Origin of the sequence: Brachybacterium sp. AOP43-C2-M15 (genome assembly GCF_052446295.1) — a bacterium.
Classification (GTDB): Bacteria; Actinomycetota; Actinomycetes; order Actinomycetales; family Dermabacteraceae; genus Brachybacterium.
In genome coordinates, this window is record NZ_JBQSWB010000002.1 from 294546 (window position 1) to 310113 (window position 15568).

The window sequence follows — 15568 nt, forward strand, 5'->3', positions numbered from 1 at the left end:
CTCCGAAGGAGCACCATGGGCGCGTCGGCCGACTCCCCCGCCTCCCGCTCGCGAACGCACCGTCGCGACGTTCCCACCGCGCCGCGGTTCCTGCGCGTGCTCCTTCCCGCGCTGCTCATCGTGGCCTGGCTGGTCGCGGCCGGGGTCGGCGGGCCCTACTTCGGGCGGGTGGACGAGGTCTCCTCGAACGACCGCACCGCCTATCTCCCGGACTCCGCCGATGCCACGCAGGTTGAACAGCTCGCCGAGCAGTTCACGGAGTCCGACGCGATCCCCGCGATCGTGGTGATCACCGCGGAGCAGCAGATCGACGAGCAGACCGGGACGAGGCTCGACGAGGTCACGCAGGCGCTGAGTGCTCTCGACGCGGTCGAGGGCGAGGTCTCCCCCGCCCTGCCCTCCGAGGACGGCCTCGCGGTGCAGGTGTTCCTGCCCCTGGACCCCGAGTCCGATCTCGCCGCGGCGGTCGGTGAGATCCAGGCCGAGCTGGCGGCGGATCTGCCGCCGGGCCTGACCGGGCACGTCACCGGGCCGGCGGGGTTCTCCGCCGATCTCGCCGAGGCCTTCGCCGGCATCGACGGGCTCCTGCTGGGGGTCGCGCTCGCCGCGGTGCTGGTGATCCTGGTGATCGTCTACCGCTCCTTCGTGCTGCCCCTGCTGGTGCTGTCCACCAGCATGTTCGCGCTGTGCGCGGCGCTGCTGACGATCTGGCACCTGGCGGCCGCCGGCGTTCTGCTGCTGTCGGGCCAGACCCAGGGCATCCTGTTCATCCTCGTGATCGGCGCGGCGACCGACTACTCCCTGCTGTACGTGGCCCGCTACCGCGACGAGCTGCGGCGCACGAAGGAGCGATGGCCTGCGACGCTCGCCGCCCTGCGCGGAACCCTCGAGCCGGTGCTGGCCTCGGGCGGCACCGTCATCGCGGGACTGCTGTGCCTGCTGCTGTCCGACCTGAAGTCCAACAGCGCCCTGGGACCTGTCGCGGCGATCGGCATCCTCTTCGCGATGGCCGCGGCGCTGACCTTCCTGCCCTCGCTGCTGCTGCTCACGGGGCGGGCGGCGTTCTGGCCGCGCCGGCCCCGGTTCGAGCCCGAGTCCGCCGACGTCGGCGCCGACCCCGCCGCCCACGGGCTGTGGGGACGCATCGCGCTCGCCGTGCGCCGCCGGCCCCGCCCGCTGTGGGTGCTCACCGCGGTGGTCCTCGCGCTCGGGTGCCTCGGCGTGACCCAGCTGCAGGCCGACGGGGTGGCGCAGTCGGAGCTGGTGCTCACCGAGTCCACCGCGCGGGAGGGCCAGGAGGCGCTCGGCGAGCACTTCGCCGACGGCGACGGATCGCCCGTGCAGGTGGTCCTCGAGCAGTCGAGGCTGCAGGACGGGGCCGACCTTCTGCTCGCCCAGGACGGGATCGAGGCCGTCAGCGTGGCCTCCGAGGACGCACCGGGCGGGTCCGCGCCGGTCACCGAGGACGGCGTCACCGCCCCGGGCCCGCCCGGCTCCCCCGCGCCCGATCCCACCGTGGTCTCCGGGGACGTGCTGGTCCAGGCGACGCTCGCGGACGCCCCGGACTCGGCCGCGGCGGAGGCGACCGTCCGCTCCGTGCGGGCGGAGCTCGACGCCGAGGGGATCGACGCTCTCGTGGGCGGGGTGACCGCGACCTCGGTCGACACCAACGACGCCTCCGCCCATGACCGCGCGCTGATCATCCCGGTGGTGCTCGTCGTGATCGCGCTGATCCTCATGCTCCTGCTGCGCTCCGTCCTGGCGCCGCTGCTGCTGATCGCGACGACCGTGCTGTCCTTCGGCACCGCGATGGGAGTCTCCGCCCTGCTGTTCGACCACGTGTTCGCCTTCCCCGGCGCGGACCCGGCCGTGCCGCTGTTCGGCTTCGTGTTCCTGGTGGCGCTCGGGATCGACTACAACATCTTCCTCATGACCAGGGTGCGGGAGGAGTCGCTGAGGCACGGCACCCGGGAGGGCGTCGTGCGCGGCCTCGCGGTGACCGGCGGGGTGATCACCTCGGCCGGGCTGGTGCTCGCGGCGACCTTCGCGGCGCTCGGCGTCATCCCGATCCTCTTCCTCGCGCAGCTCGCGGTCATCGTCGCCTTCGGAGTGCTGCTGGACACCTTCGTGGTGCGCACGCTGCTGGTGCCGGCCCTCGCCCTCGACCTCGGCAGGGTGCTGTGGTGGCCCTCGGCGCTGTGGCGTCGCGGGGCGCCGTGACGCACATCGCCCCGCCCGCACCGCCCGCCGTCGACGGCGCGGTTCCTACACTGGCGGGATGACCAGCGCGCTCCCCCTCCCCCAGAACCCGCCCGAGCCGTCCTCGGCCCAGCACGAGTACGTGCTCACCGTGGTGTGCGCGGACGCCCCCGGGATCGTCCACGCGGTGACCGGTGCGATCGTGGAGGTCGGCGGGAACATCACCGAGAGCCGACAGTTCGAGAGCGGCACCACCCATCGCTTCTACCTGCGCCTGCAGGTGAGCACCTCGGCGAGCGTCGAGGAGCTCGAGTCGGCGCTCGCACCCGCGGTGGCGCGCTTCGCTCTCGAGCACCGCATCGACGTGGTCGGACGCCCCCTGCGCACGCTGATCCTGGGCTCGACCGCGAAGCACTGCGTCAACGATCTGCTGTTCCAGGTCGAGGCGGGGCACCTGCCGATCGAGGTGCCGCTGATCCTCGCCAACCATCCCACCCTCGAGCGCCTGGCGGGCTTCCACTCGGTGCCGTTCGAGCATCTGCCCACCAAGGGCGAGGGCGCCAAGGCGGCCTTCGAGGACCGTGTGCGCGCGGCGATCGCCGAGCACGACATCGAGCTGGTGGTGCTCGCGCGCTACATGCAGATCCTCTCCCCCGAGCTGTGCGCCGAGCTGGCGGGCCGCTGCATCAACATCCACCATTCCTTCCTGCCGGGCTTCAAGGGCGCGAACCCGTACCGGCAGGCCCATGCGCGCGGCGTGAAGCAGATCGGGGCGACCGCCCACTTCGTCACCAGCGATCTCGACGAGGGACCGATCATCGAGCAGGAGGTGCTGCGGGTGGACCACACCCGCTCCCCGCAGGAGCTGATGGCGATCGGTCAGGACGCCGAGGTGCGGACCTTGCGCCAGGCGGTCTCCTGGTTCGCGCAGTCGCGGGTGCTGCTGGACGGCTCGCGCACGGTCGTCTTCCGCTGAGCCGACGGGCCGCGCCGGTTCCGGGAGGGGCTGGTCAGAAGACCGGCCGTCCGCCCGTCACGCCCAGCACCGTGCCCGAGACATAGCTCGCCTCCACGGGGCTGGCCAGGAACACGAAGGCGCCGGCGCACTCGGCCGGCTGGCCCGCCCGGCCCAGCGGGGTGTTGCCGCCGAACTCGACGTAGTCGTCGGCGACGCGGGTGGCGACGTTGAGCGGGGTCCAGATCGGGCCGGGCGCCACGGCGTTGACCCGGATGCCCCGCGGCCCCAGGTCCGAGGCCAGGTTCACGGTGACGTTGTTGATCGCCGCCTTGGTCGCCGCGTAGTCCATCAGCGGGACCGAGGGGTCGTAGCTCTGGATCGAGGAGCAGTTGATGATGCTCGCGCCCTCCCCCAGGTGCTCCGCCGCCTCCTGGGTGATCCAGAACAGCGCCTCGAGGTTCGTGGTCAGCGTGCGGTGCAGCCGCTCGGAGGAGATCCCGGCCAGTCCCTTCGGCTCGCCGCGCCCCCACTGGAAGGCGGCGTTGTTGACCAGCACGTCCAGTCGCCCGAACTCCTCGACGGTGCGGCGGACCAGGGAGCGCGCCACCTCCTCCTCGCGGATGTCGCCGGGCAGCAGGAGCGCGCGACGTCCGGCGTCCTCGATCCAGCTCCTCGTCTGCTCGGCGTCCTCCTGCTCCTCGGGCAGGTAGGAGAGCGCGACGTCCGCGCCCTCCCGGGCGAAGGCGATCGCGACCGCGCGCCCGATCCCCGAGTCCCCTCCCGTGATCAGCGTGCCGAGTCCCTGGAGCCGTCCATGGCCCACGTAGCTGCTCTCCCCGTGATCGGGGACGGGCTGCATCGGAGCCGTGAGACCGGGCGGCTGCTGGTCCTGTTCCGGGAAGGAGGGCTCGCCGTCGCGGGTGGCGAGGTCGCGGGCGCGCTCGGCGATCTCCGACGGCAGGGGCTGCGTGGTGTCCTCGGTCATGGTCTCTCCCGGTGATCCTCAGGTGGGGCGGTCCTGAACGGTGTCGGTCCTCAGCGGGGCGGCCACTCACAGGGCGGCCACCGCCGGGACGGCCATCAGCCGGCGGACCGCCTCGATGATGGGGCCACCGTAGCCGCCCACCCGCACGAGGTCACGAGCGCGGGCGACCGAGCGGAAGGCTCACACCAGGCCCAGCTCCCAGGCGGTGCGCACCGCGGAGGCGCGGTCGCCCACGCCGAGCTTGTCGTAGACGTGCATCAGATGCGTCTTCACGGTCGCCTCCCCGATGCCCAGGCGGGTGCCGACGGCGCGGTTCGTGCAGCCGTCGGCCACCAGGCGCAGCACCTCGATCTCACGGGCGGTCAGCGCCTCGCGCGGAGCACCCCCGGCGGCCAGCGCCGCCAGCGCGGCCGGCGCGAGCACCGCCCGGCCCGCCGCGAGGTCGTGGACGGCGCGGATCACGTCGTCCCGACGAGTGTCCTTGAGCAGGAAGCCGTCCGCCCCCGCCTCGAGCGCTCCCCGGATGTCGCGGTCGGTGTCGTACGTGGTCAGCACGAGGATCCGCGGGGACCGTGGGGAGCGGGCCCGCAGCGCGCGGATCGCCTCGATCCCACTGGTGCCCGGCATCCGCAGGTCCATCAGCACGACGTCCGGCCCGACGCGTTCGATGACCTCGAGGGCACGGGCGCCGTCCTCCGCGGTGCCGGCGACCTCGATCCCTTCGGCGCTGCCGAGCATCGCGACCAGTCCGTCGCGCACCACCGGATGGTCGTCCACGACGACCGTGCGCACCGCGTTCATCGGGGGATCCACGCGCTGATCGCGCATCCCCGACCCGCTGCGGAGTCGACGCCCAGCCGGCCCCCTGCGCGCCGCGCGCGCTCGGCCATGTTGCCCAGGCCGTGACCACGCACGACCGTGGCGGGATCGAAGCCCGTGCCGTCATCGCGGATCTGCAGCAGCCACTCGTCCCCGACGCCCGCCACGCTCACCTCGACGGTCCGGGCGAGGGCATGGCGGGCGATGTTCGACAGCGCCTCCTGGAGGATCCGGACCAGCACGTCGCCGTTGCGGCCCTGCCGCGGGGCATCGTCCGCGTCGAAGGTCGCGACGACACGGTGGCTGTGGGCCCAGCGCGCCACCAGGTCCGCCAGCGCGTCGACCACATCGGCGTCGTGCAGCTGGTGCGGACCCAACGCCTCCACCGCCCGACGTGCCTCGAGAAGGCTGTCGCGGGCGGCCTCCTCCGCCCTCGCGACGCGTTCGCGGGAGGAGGGGTCGATGTCCTCCCGCACCGCCTCGAGCTGTCGGATCACCCCGACCAGTCCCTGCGCGACCGTGTCATGGATCTCGCGCGAGAGCCGCGCCCTCTCCTCCGCCACCCCGGAACGACGGGCACCATCCATCAGCTGCGCCTGGAGGCGGGCATTCTCCCGATTGACCCTGTCCAGCTCGCGGGCCGCCTTCTCCCTCTGCTCCAGCACCCGCTCCCTCTCCCCGGTCAGCAGGGTCATCGCCCCGGCGATCATCAGGTTGATCACGGCCAGGCTCGCATAGAACTGCGGCACCGCCAGGGCCACGACGAGGCCTCCGACCTGCCCCAGGGCGCACAGCAGCGCGGTGAGCACCACCACGGCCGCGGGTCCGAGGCGGCCCCGCAGGTACCGATCCGCGTCGAGATAGCCGACGAAGGCGTAGATGCAGGTCAAAGGGTTGAGGGTGGTCGCCCACAGAACCAGCACCAGGTGCAGGGCGTACAGGAGGCTCATCAGCGAGCCGCCCCTGCCGCGCCTGCGCACCAGCACTTCGAGCGCTCCGCGCAGCATCAGCAGCGCGAACGTCGGAACGAGCGCCCACAGCACCGCGTCCTGCTCCAGCCATCCCGTGCCGGCGGCCCATGCGACGCCCCAGGACACCACCAGCAGCAGCAGCGGGATGACCACGATCATGCGCCGACCGAGCGGACCGAGGTCCCCGTCGATCGGCACGACGTCCTGCTGCGCAGGTGGACCCGTGCGCCGCTCCGTCTCCCGCGGCACCGGCCGTGCCGGGCCGGGGTCGGCACCGGGAGCGGACTCGTGCGGCGCGCGGGCCGTCCGCACACCGGCGTGCGAGGAGCGCAGGGACACGGGGACCATGGCTCTCAGTGTTCCGTGCGCTGAGGCGACGCGCCAGGGGCAGGGCATCCGCCGATCGGTGGACGGCCGCGGCCCCGATCGGACGAGGTGCGCGATGCCGTCCGTCCCTAGTGTTCCTCTCATGACGTCGCATCCCGCTCTCACCAGCTCTCCTCCAGGCCCCGCCGGGACGGCGAGCCGCGCCGCTCCGCGGTCACACCATCTCGATGCCCTGCGAGGAGGTGCGCTGCTGCTGGGTGTGCTGCTGCACGCCCTGATGCCGTTCTTCCCCGGCGGCCTCTGGCTCGTGGATGATCAGGCAGACTCCTGGGGCGCAGTCGGCACGGTGGCCGTGATCCATCTGTTCCGGATGGTCCTGTTCATGATGCTGGCCGGGTACTTCGGCCGGATGGTGCTGCAGCGGCGGGGAGCCGGTCGCTACCTGCGGGACCGGACGCTGCGCATCGGCCTGCCGCTGATCGTGTTCTGGCCCGTGCTGTTCGCCCTGGTCGTCCTGGCGATGGTGCTGAACGAGGTCCACGGCATGGGCACGCCCACCGCCCCGGCGGGCTCCTCCGAGCCGTCCGGCCTGCTCTCCCTGCCCACGTTGCACCTGTGGTTCCTGCTGCTGCTGTTCGAGATCGTGGTGGTGGTCGTGGTGCTGCGGGCGCCGCTGGTCCGGATGCTGGGCGCCCGCCGGTCGGAGCGGATCGCCCGTCGGATCGGCGCGATGCTGTCGACGCCGTGGGGCCTGCTGCTGCTGGCGATCCCCTACGCCGGCGGGCTGCTGCTCCAGGACGACACCTCGACCAGCCTCACCGAGCCGTACACGCTGATCCCGGTGGCAGGCGCGAGCGTCGGCTACGCCGGGGCCTTCCTGGCCGGGTGGTTCCTGCGCGCCGATCCCGAAGCCCTCCCCCGGATCGAGCGCCGCTGGGTCGTGCACCTGGTGCTCGCGATCGTGCTCAGCCCTGCTGCCCTGGCGTCGGAGGGCGCGGTTCCGGCGCTCGTGAGCGCCGGACTCACGGCGCTCGCCGGCTGGGCCTGGGTGCTGGCGCTGCTGGGCCTCAGCGCCCGGCTGGTGCGGCGCGAGATCGGCTGGGTCCGCTACCTCGCCGACGCCTCCTACTGGGTGTACCTGATGCACTTCCCGCTGCTGCTGCTGATCGCGGTGCCGCTGTCCGGGCTCGCGCTGCCGATCCTGGTCAAGCTGGTCATCTCCCTGGCCGTGGTGATGGTGGTCCTGCTGCTCAGCTACGACCTGCTCGTGCGCTCGACCTGGCTCGGGAAATGGCTGAACGGGCACCGACGGCCTCGGGCGCTGGGGCCGGAGCGGCGCATCGCCCCCGCCGAGACGACCTCCTGAGAGCATTCGCCGCCGGGCGCGGGTGCAGTCAGCCCTTCACGCCGCCCGCGGCGGCGAAGCCCTGGCCCAGGGTCCGGCCCAGGAACAGGTAGAGCACCACCACCGGCAGCGAGTAGAAGATCGAGAAGGCGGCGAGCTGACCGTAGGCGACCTGCCCGTACTGGGAGGAGAAGGTGTACAGGGTGACCGCCGCGGGCAGGTTCTCGGGGCTCAGCAGCAGCATGAAGGGCACGAAGAAGTTCCCCCACATGCCCACGAAGGTGAAGATCGTCGCGACCGCCAGGCCGGAGTTCATCAGCGGCAGCACCACCGACCACAGCGTGCGGTACACGCCCGCCCCCTCGGTCCAGGCCGATTCCTCGATCTCGATGGGCACCGAGTCCATGAACCCCTTGGTCAGGAAGATGGCGTACGGCAGACCGCTCGCACCGAGGAACAGGATCGCACCGAACATCGAGTCGATCAGGTTCACCTGCACGAACAGTGCGTACACGGGGATCATGATCGCTGTGATCGGCAGGCCCGTGGAGAAGATGATCGTCATCAGCAGCGGGCGCTTGCCCGCGAAGCGGTAGCGGGAGAGGGGATAGGCGCACAGCACCGCGGCGGTCATCGTCAGCAGGGTCGCCCCGCCGCACAGGATCAAGGAGTTCGCGAGCGGTCGGAACGTCGTCTCCGCGTTCCAGATCGCCTGGTAGTTGCCCAGGCTCCAGGACTCCGGCCAGGCGATCGCGAGCGACGCCTCGGTGTCGAAGGACGCCAGCACCACCCACAGCAGCGGGATCAGGAAGGCGATCCCGATCACGACCATCGCCACCGCGCTCGCGGTGGAGACCATCCGCTCGCGCGGGCCCTTGCCGCCGCGGTTCGTGGTGGGCGCGCCGCGCTGCGCGGCGGGCGCACCCTCGGCGGCCGTCGTCGTGTTCTCGGTCGCGGTCATCGCTTGTCCTCCTCGGGGAGCAGCCGCAGGTACATCAGCGAGGCGACGGCGCCGATCATCAGCAGCAGGAGCGCCACCGCCGTGCCGTAGCCGAGTTGTCCGTAGGAGAACGCCTGCTCGTACATGTACAGCGGGAGCGTCTGGCTGCGCTGGGCGGGCCCACCGCCGGTCATGATGAAGATCAGGCCGAACACCGACAGGGTCTGCAGCGTGATCAGCATGAGGTTGGTGGCGATGGCGGGCCGCAGCATCGGGATCGTCACCGACCAGAACCGGCGGAGAGGGCCGGCCCCGTCCAGGGAGGCGGACTCGTAGATGTCGCCGGGGACGCTGGACAGCGCGGCCGAGTACACGAGCATCGAGAAGGCCGTGCCGCGCCAGATGTTCGCGAAGGCCACCGCGATGATGGGAGCGCTGAACAGGAGGTCCTGCGGCGGGAGGCCGATCGCGGTGATGATGCCGTTGAGGCTGCCCTCCTCGGCGAAGAAGGTGTACAGCAGGTACCCGGCCACCACCTCCGGGAGGATCCACGCCGCGATCACGATGGAGGTGACCACGAAGGTGATCACCCGGTTCGCACGCTCCATCAGGAGGGCGAGCACCATTCCCATCACGTTCTGCCCGATCACGGCGGAGACGACCGTGAAGATCAGGGTCAGCGCCACCGAGTTCCAGAACCCGGCATCGGTGAACGCGTCCACGAAGTTCCCCAGCCCCACGAAGCTGGTCTCCTCGGCGCCGGCGCCGCGGATCGCGTTGTCGGTGAACGCGAGGTACACCGAGTACAGGATCGGCCCCAGCAGGAAGCCGATGAGGAGCAGGAACGCGGGCCACATCGGCACCGAGCGGGACAGCGACATCCTGTTCCCGAGCTTGCCGGGCCTGCTGCCGCCCCGGTCACCTCCGGCGCCCGAGGAGGGGGTGGCCGGCTGCTCGTCGGCCGTGGTCACGGCTGTGCTCATCACGATGCCTCCTCGACGTCGTCCTCGTCCACGATGTTCCTGACCGCCGCGTCGTAGTCGGCGGCCGCCGCCTCCGGGGACTTGTCCATCGTCATCACCGACTCCATCGCCTGCTGGATGGCGGAGGACACCTCGGGGTACTCGGCGTAGGCGGGGCGGTAGTACGCCTCCTCGAGAAGTCCCGTGAAGAACTCCGCGGTCGGCGAATAGGTCCTGTACTCCTCCACCGCGGCGACGTCCCGGCGAATGGTGATGTGGTTGTCCGCGATGGCGCGCTGCACCGAGTTCTCGGTGGTCAGCAGGTATTCGATGAAGCTCGTGCTGATCTCGGGATCGGTGGCGTGCTTCGGCACCGCCCAGCTCCAGCCGCCGGCGAGGGTCACCCAGCCGCTGCCGCCGCCGTCCTGTGTGGGCATGCGCACCACGTTCATGGTCTCGGTCCACTCCGGCCAGGGACTGGGGGCGTCCTCGGTCCAGTTCTGCGAGATCCAGGAGCCGTCGATCAGGATGCCCAGCTTCCCCTCGGGCAGGATGCTGCTGTAGATGCTCTCGCCGATGTTCGGATCCAGCGACTGGCTGATCGAGAGGGTGAGTTCCTCCTCGAACACGGTGCGCAGGAAGGTCAGGGAGTCGACGAAGCCCTGGGTTCCGACGATCCACTTCGCGGACTCCTCGTCGTAGAGGCGGTCCTCCGTCCCGTACAGCAGCATCTCGAAACCCTGCATGGAGGCCTTCTCCCCCTGCGGCATGCCGGAGAAGAGGAACATCGGCGCGACGTCCGGGACCTGCTCCTTGATCGTGCGCGCCGCCTCGAGGATGTCCTCCCAGCTCGTGGGCTCCCACTCCTCGGGAAGGCCGGCCTCGGCGAAGACTCCCCTGTGGTACCAGATGCCGCGGGTGTCGGTGTGGGTGGGGACGGCGTAGACGTGGCCGTCCTGGGCCGTGACGGCCTCCTGGGAGGCCTCCACGACGTCGTCCCAGTGCTCCCAGCTCTCGACGAACTCGTCGACGTTCTGGAGATATCCCGCCGCGACGTCCGCCAGGAGGATGAAGGTGTCCTCGTAGACCAGGTCGGGGCTGGTGCGGGGCGAGCTCATGAGCAGCTCGTTCTTGGTGAAGTAGTCGTTCTCGGAGGCGACGATCGGCACCAGCTCGATGCTGCGCTCGGGGAAGTCCGCGGTGTAGGCCTCTGCGGTGCGCTGGATCCACTGCTCCATCAGCGTCCCGGAGCCGAACTGCTGGAATGCGATGCGGAGGGTGTCGGGGTCGCGGCCGCCGCCGGAGCATCCGGCGAGGGCCGCCAGCGGCAGCACGGCGGCGGTGCCCGCGGTGTACCGCAGCATGGTGCGCCGGTCGGGGCGGGGCCGGGGAAGCGATCGTGGGGGCACGGATCCTCCTCGTCGAGAAACACAGGGGCTCGACCATAGCCTCTGGTGAGGCGGATCACGCAACCGGGCACGCCGAGCGGCACGGGAACCGGGCGGGCGGGGCCGTGTGGACGGGCGCGGTCGGGCCCGGGTCCACCGGGCCGGTCGAGCCGCAGGGATCAGGGACGGGAGCGGGCCCGGCCGACGCCCTGGGCGCGCTCGGCATCGGCATAGCGCAGCCCGGCGGGCACCTGCGCGAGCTCGAACCAGGCGGCGGCGCGCGGGAGGAGGCGAACGTCCTGCCAGGGGATCTCGAAGCCGGGATCGCGCCACAGCGTCAGCGCGATCTCCTCGCGCCTCCCGGCGGCGACCAGCAGCAGCCGGCGCAGGCGCGAGAGCGGATGCGGATCGGCGCGGCCGGAGTCCGGGATCGCGACCGCGCCGCCCAGGTCGAGCGGCCAGACGGTCTCTCCCCAGCACAGCGCCGCCTGCTCGGAGTCCCCGGCGATCACCGCGGGCGGGCGCAGGTCGGCGGCGCTCACGGGCGTCGGGGCGACCGGCTCGCCGCGCTGCAGCACCTCGGGCTGGACCCAGGCGCCGGGCAGCAGGATCCTCTCCCCGATGCTCACGTCGACCAGCAGCGCGTCGGCGAAGGGCTGCAGCGGGGCGCTGAGCAGACCGTCGCGGACCATGTCACGTCGAGGGGACGCGATCACGCGCACCGTGGCGTGGTCGCCGGGACGGTCCGTCAGGGCGATCCGGACCCGGGTCCCGGGGAGGGGGTCCTGGGGGCTCATCTGGCCAGCCGCGTCTCGGGCCGGTCCGTGATCGCGAGCTCGAGCTGCTCGACGAAGCGAGCGTTCATCGGCGGCGGTGCCCCGAGCGGGAACCAGCGCGCCTCGGTGTTCTCGCCATCGGCCGGGAAGGGTGCCGCGTCGTCCTCCGCCTCGCACAGGACGCAGAGATCGAGGAACTGCGCATGGTCCCCGTTGGGGTAGGTGGTCGGGGGCAGGGCCCGCACGTCGAGCAGACGCAGGGCCGTGCAGGCGATGCCGGCCTCCTCCGCGACCTCGCGCACGGCCGCGCGCGCCGGCTCCTCCCCCGGGTCGATGATCCCCGTGACCGGGGTCCAGGCGCCCGTGTCCGTGCGGCGCACCGCCAGCAGGCGCGTGCGGGAGCGGTCCAGGACGAGCGCCGTCACACCGGGCATCCACAGCAGGTCGTGGCCGATGCGCTCGCGCAGGGTCAGGACGAAGTCGGGGGTGGCGATCGCTGCTCCTTCGGAGGTTCCGGACGTCTCGGCGTCAGACGCCGACCAGGAACGGCACGGCGAACACGCCGACCATCAGCAGGATGTACAGGAGGGCGCCGACGATGATCAGCGCGAGCAGGACCCAGAAGAGGATCCATCCGACCTTGTTCATCTTCTTGGCGGAGTACGGGTCCGAGTCGAGCTGCACGATCGAGATGATGCCGAAGATCGCCGGGAGCGTGCCCCCGCACAGGAAGCCGAGGACGATCAGCACGATCGAGCTGTTCTGGAGCGAGCCCCGATCCGGGAGCGGGCCCTGGGGGTGAGAGGTCATGAGTCGTCCGTCCTGGTCGCGGAGCCGCGAGGGCTCGTCAGTCCTTCAGGGGGCGGCCGTGGGCGTCGTACTCGAAGGCCTGTGCCCTGGCGAGCACCATGATGCCCTCGATGATTCCCCACCACGCACCGATGCCGCAGGTGACGAAGGTGACCACGATCTGGATGATGCCGATCGTGGTGTAGCCGAGCAGGAAGCGGTGCACGCCGACGCCGCCGAGGAAGATCCCGAGCAGTCCCACCACGAGGCGGCTCTGCGGCTCACCCGGAGGAACGGGGCCCTGGCCGCCGCCGGCGGGGGGCTGGCCGGCGCTCGACCGTCCATGGGCGGCGCCGCCCTGGGCATAGGGGTCCGAGGCCGACGCGCCGGAGCTCGGCGCCGGGGACCAGTGCTGTCCCTGGCCGTAGGGATCCTGCTGCCCGAACTGCTCCTGCCCCGCACCGGGCTGCTGTCCGTAGGGGTCCTGCTGCCCGTACTGCCCGGCATCGGCCGACTGCTGGCCGTACGGATCCTGCTGCCCGTACTGGCCGGCATCGGCCGACTGCTGGCCGTACGGATCCTGGTGGCCGTACTGTCCGGCCTCGGCCGGCGGCTGGCCGTACGGATCCTGCGGGGCCGGGGGCTGGGCCCAGGGGTCCTGCGGCGGCTGCTGTGCGTCGTCCTGATTCCCCTGGGGGTCCCAGGATGCGTTGTCACCGGGGTTGCTCATGGCGACCACGATACGTGGTCGCACCGGCGCGTCGCACCTCGGGCACAGCCCGGGAGGCGCGTTGCGACGCCGACGGGGTTCAGCGCCGGCGCTTCTCGCGGATGCGCACGCCGATGACGATCGGCGAACCGGGGAAGTCGAAGTCCTCGCGCAGGCGGCGCTCGATGAAGCGGCGGTATCCGTGCTCGAGGAAGCCGCTGGCGAAGATGACGAAGCGCGGCGGACGGGTCCGGGCCTGCGTCGCGAACAGGATGCGGGACTGCTTGCCGCCGCGCAGCGGGTGCGGATGGGCGGCGACCAGCTGGCCCAGGAAGGCGTTCAGGCGCCCGGTGGGGATGCGCCGGTCCCAGGAGTCCAGAGCCGTCTCGAGCGCCGGGACCAGCTTCTCGGCATGTCGCCCGGTCTGGGCGGAGATGTTCACCCGCGGGGCCCAGGCGACGTGGGCGAGATCACGTTCGATCTCGCGTTCGAGCGCCTTGTGGCGCTCCTCGTCCAGCAGGTCCCACTTGTTGAAGGCGAGCACGAGGGCGCGTCCCGACTCCAGGACCATGTCGATGATCTTGAGATCCTGCGTGGAGATCGGCTCGGAGGCCTCCAGCAGCACCACCGCGACCTCTGCGCGGTCCAGGGCCGCGCGCGTGCGCAGGGAGGCGTAGTAGTCCGCGCCCTGGGACTGCAGGACCCGGCGCCGGATGCCGGCGGTGTCCACGAAGGTCCACTCCCGGCCGCCCAGGGTGATCTTCTCGTCGACCGGATCGCGGGTGGTGCCGGCGACCTCGTCGACCACCACGCGCTGCTCGCGCGCCAGGCGGTTCAGCAGCGAGGACTTGCCCACGTTCGGACGGCCCACCAGCGCGACCCGGCGGGGCCCGTGATCGGCCGGTGCGCCGCGTCCTTCCTCGGGCATGGCGGCCAGGGCGGCGTCCAGCAGGTCGCCGGAGCCGCGGCCGTGCAGGGCGGAGACGGCGTGCGGCTCCCCCAGCCCGAGATTCCACAGCGCAGCGGCCTCGAGCTCGCCGCGCTGGTCGTCGACCTTGTTGGCGACCAGCACGATCGGGACGTCCGCCTTGCGGAGCACCTTGAGCAGCTGCTCGTCGGTCGTGGTGATCCCCACGTTGGCATCGACGATGAACATCACCACGTCCGCGAGCGAGACCGCGACCTCCGCCTGCTCCGCGACCCGGTAGGCGATGCCCTGGACCCGGTCCTCCCAGCCGCCGGTGTCGACCAGCCAGAAGTCCTTGCCCGCCCATTCGGCCTCGTAGAAGACGCGATCGCGGGTCACGCCGGGGCGGTCCTCGACAACGGCCTCGCGACGCCCCAGGATGCGGTTGACCAGGGTGGACTTGCCGACGTTGGGTCGACCGACCACGGCCACCACGGGCAGGTTGCGCTGGACGTCCGGACGGACGCGCTCGTCCTCCTCACCGGCGAGCAGGGCGAGGTCCTCGTCGTCGAGCTCGTAGTCGGTGAGCCCTGCGCGCAGGGCCGCCTCGATCTCCGTGTCCGACGGCGCGTCGGAGGAGGCGTCCGCGGAGCCGGCGGCGTGCTCGCCGCTGCGGCCGACGGGCGACGGCGACGTCCCTGCGGCGGGCGCCGCCTCGGCACGGCCGTGCAGCTCCTCCTCCTGCGCGGTCTCGGCCGCGGCGACCAGCATCAGCACCCGTTCGGCGACGTCGGCGATCCCCAGCCCGGTGGTGTCCACGGTGGAGACGCCCTCCGCCGCGGTGAGGAACTCCGAGACGGCCGAGTCGTCCCGGTCGCGGCGCAGCACCTGATCGGCCATCCGTGCGCGGCCGTCCTCGTCGTCGGCGATCCCGAGCTCGGCCGCACGACGACGCATCCGCTCCTCGTCGGAGGCGGTCAGCAGAACTCGCACGTGGGCGTCCGGGGCGACGACGGTGGTGATGTCGCGGCCCTCGGCGACGCAGAAGCCGCGTTCGGCGGCGCCGGCGAAGAGCAGATCGCGCTGGCGCTGCTGCAGGATCGGACGAACCAGAGTGTTCGTGGCGACCGCGGAGACCTGCTGGGAGATCCGCTCGGTGCGGATCTCGGCCGTGATGTCCGTGCCGCCGACGGCCACCACGGCGCCTGCGGGATCGGTGCCGAGCTCGAGGTCGAGCTCCTCGGCGGCCCGGGCGACGGCCTCACGGTCGGCGAGGTCGATGCCCCGGTCCAGGCAGGACCAGGTGAGAGCCCGGTACATGGCCCCGGTGTCGAGGATCCCGCCGTCGAGCGCCTCGGCGACGAGGCGGGAGACCGTGGACTTGCCGGAGCCGGCCGGTCCGTCGATCGCGATGACGATGCCCTGTGCGGGGACGGGGACCGCGGGATCGGAGGGGTCGTGCGGCGCGCTGGTGTGCATCCGGCAAGGATACG

The 15568-nt window shown here is 71.7% G+C and carries 14 protein-coding genes; 3 read left to right on the top strand and 11 right to left on the bottom strand.

Features of this window, described 5'->3' with window-relative positions:
* The first annotated feature begins 15 nt into the window (after positions 1-15).
* Complete coding sequence (locus ACT3SP_RS03375) at positions 16-2220, top strand: MMPL family transporter (protein ID WP_444585819.1); 2205 nt, start codon at positions 16-18, stop codon at positions 2218-2220.
* Positions 2221-2278: 58 nt separating this feature from the next.
* Entirely contained in the window at positions 2279-3175 is an 897-nt protein-coding gene (locus ACT3SP_RS03380) for a formyltetrahydrofolate deformylase (RefSeq protein WP_444585820.1), read from the top strand.
* Between the two features lie 34 nt (positions 3176-3209).
* On the opposite strand, the gene ACT3SP_RS03385 is transcribed toward ACT3SP_RS03380, so the two are convergent.
* The 3 genes from ACT3SP_RS03385 to ACT3SP_RS03395 all read right to left on the bottom strand — a co-directional run bounded on the left by ACT3SP_RS03385 (position 3210) and on the right by ACT3SP_RS03395 (position 6280).
* A complete protein-coding gene (locus ACT3SP_RS03385; RefSeq protein ID WP_444585821.1) occupies positions 3210-4142 on the bottom strand; it encodes an SDR family oxidoreductase in 933 nt (310 codons plus the stop codon).
* Between the two features lie 180 nt (positions 4143-4322).
* A complete protein-coding gene (locus tag ACT3SP_RS03390; RefSeq protein ID WP_444585822.1) occupies positions 4323-4943 on the bottom strand; it encodes a response regulator in 621 nt (206 codons plus the stop codon).
* Positions 4940-6280, bottom strand: a complete 1341-nt coding sequence (locus tag ACT3SP_RS03395) for a sensor histidine kinase (protein ID WP_444585823.1) — start codon at positions 6278-6280, stop codon at positions 4940-4942. The genes ACT3SP_RS03390 and ACT3SP_RS03395 overlap by 4 nt, the downstream gene beginning before the upstream one ends.
* 121 nt (positions 6281-6401) lie before the next feature.
* Between ACT3SP_RS03395 and ACT3SP_RS03400 the strand changes: the two genes are divergently transcribed.
* Positions 6402-7625, top strand: coding sequence for an acyltransferase family protein (locus tag ACT3SP_RS03400; RefSeq protein WP_444585824.1), 1224 nt, complete (start codon positions 6402-6404; stop codon positions 7623-7625).
* Positions 7626-7653: 28 nt separating this feature from the next.
* Here ACT3SP_RS03400 and ACT3SP_RS03405 read toward each other — a convergent pair whose 3' ends face one another.
* The 8 genes from ACT3SP_RS03405 to der form a co-directional block, all read right to left on the bottom strand.
* Complete coding sequence (locus ACT3SP_RS03405) at positions 7654-8565, bottom strand: carbohydrate ABC transporter permease (RefSeq protein ID WP_444585825.1); 912 nt, start codon at positions 8563-8565, stop codon at positions 7654-7656.
* A complete protein-coding gene (locus tag ACT3SP_RS03410) occupies positions 8562-9527 on the bottom strand; it encodes a carbohydrate ABC transporter permease (RefSeq protein WP_444585826.1) in 966 nt (321 codons plus the stop codon). The genes ACT3SP_RS03405 and ACT3SP_RS03410 overlap by 4 nt, the downstream gene beginning before the upstream one ends.
* Positions 9527-10915 (bottom strand): extracellular solute-binding protein, encoded by a 1389-nt coding sequence (locus tag ACT3SP_RS03415; protein WP_444585827.1) that lies wholly within the window; start codon positions 10913-10915, stop codon positions 9527-9529. The genes ACT3SP_RS03410 and ACT3SP_RS03415 overlap by 1 nt, the downstream gene beginning before the upstream one ends.
* Positions 10916-11073: 158 nt before the next feature.
* A complete protein-coding gene (locus ACT3SP_RS03420) occupies positions 11074-11691 on the bottom strand; it encodes a hypothetical protein (RefSeq protein ID WP_444585828.1) in 618 nt (205 codons plus the stop codon).
* A complete protein-coding gene (locus ACT3SP_RS03425; protein ID WP_444585829.1) occupies positions 11688-12104 on the bottom strand; it encodes an NUDIX domain-containing protein in 417 nt (138 codons plus the stop codon). Before ACT3SP_RS03425 ends, ACT3SP_RS03420 begins: the two co-directional genes overlap by 4 nt.
* Positions 12105-12198: 94 nt before the next feature.
* Positions 12199-12480 carry a hypothetical protein gene (locus tag ACT3SP_RS03430; RefSeq protein WP_444585830.1) on the bottom strand — a complete coding sequence of 94 codons (282 nt, stop codon included), beginning with the start codon at positions 12478-12480 and terminating at the stop codon, positions 12199-12201.
* A 37-nt stretch (positions 12481-12517) separates the two neighbouring features.
* Positions 12518-13189, bottom strand: a complete 672-nt coding sequence (locus tag ACT3SP_RS03435; RefSeq protein WP_444585831.1) for an NINE protein — start codon at positions 13187-13189, stop codon at positions 12518-12520.
* A gap of 79 nt (positions 13190-13268) precedes the next feature.
* On the bottom strand, positions 13269-15554 hold the full coding sequence (gene der / locus ACT3SP_RS03440) for a bifunctional cytidylate kinase/GTPase Der (protein ID WP_444585832.1): 2286 nt from the start codon (positions 15552-15554) through the stop codon (positions 13269-13271).
* Positions 15555-15568: the final 14 nt, after the last annotated feature.

What these genes read in the sequence shown, in the direction of transcription:
- ACT3SP_RS03425 (WP_444585829.1), bottom strand. Translation starts at nt 12,104, where the DNA reads ATGCCCGGTGTGACGGCGCTCGTCCTGGACCGCTCCCGCACGCGCCTG.
- der (WP_444585832.1), bottom strand. Translation starts at nt 15,554, where the DNA reads ATGCACACCAGCGCGCCGCACGACCCCTCCGATCCCGCGGTCCCCGTC.
- ACT3SP_RS03375 (WP_444585819.1), top strand. Translation starts at nt 16, where the DNA reads ATGGGCGCGTCGGCCGACTCCCCCGCCTCCCGCTCGCGAACGCACCGT.
- ACT3SP_RS03380 (WP_444585820.1), top strand. Translation starts at nt 2,279, where the DNA reads ATGACCAGCGCGCTCCCCCTCCCCCAGAACCCGCCCGAGCCGTCCTCG.
- ACT3SP_RS03395 (WP_444585823.1), bottom strand. Translation starts at nt 6,280, where the DNA reads ATGGTCCCCGTGTCCCTGCGCTCCTCGCACGCCGGTGTGCGGACGGCC.
- ACT3SP_RS03385 (WP_444585821.1), bottom strand. Translation starts at nt 4,142, where the DNA reads ATGACCGAGGACACCACGCAGCCCCTGCCGTCGGAGATCGCCGAGCGC.
- ACT3SP_RS03405 (WP_444585825.1), bottom strand. Translation starts at nt 8,565, where the DNA reads ATGACCGCGACCGAGAACACGACGACGGCCGCCGAGGGTGCGCCCGCC.
- ACT3SP_RS03420 (WP_444585828.1), bottom strand. Translation starts at nt 11,691, where the DNA reads ATGAGCCCCCAGGACCCCCTCCCCGGGACCCGGGTCCGGATCGCCCTG.
- ACT3SP_RS03410 (WP_444585826.1), bottom strand. Translation starts at nt 9,527, where the DNA reads ATGAGCACAGCCGTGACCACGGCCGACGAGCAGCCGGCCACCCCCTCC.
- ACT3SP_RS03435 (WP_444585831.1), bottom strand. Translation starts at nt 13,189, where the DNA reads ATGAGCAACCCCGGTGACAACGCATCCTGGGACCCCCAGGGGAATCAG.
- ACT3SP_RS03430 (WP_444585830.1), bottom strand. Translation starts at nt 12,480, where the DNA reads ATGACCTCTCACCCCCAGGGCCCGCTCCCGGATCGGGGCTCGCTCCAG.
- ACT3SP_RS03390 (WP_444585822.1), bottom strand. Translation starts at nt 4,943, where the DNA reads ATGAACGCGGTGCGCACGGTCGTCGTGGACGACCATCCGGTGGTGCGC.
- ACT3SP_RS03400 (WP_444585824.1), top strand. Translation starts at nt 6,402, where the DNA reads ATGACGTCGCATCCCGCTCTCACCAGCTCTCCTCCAGGCCCCGCCGGG.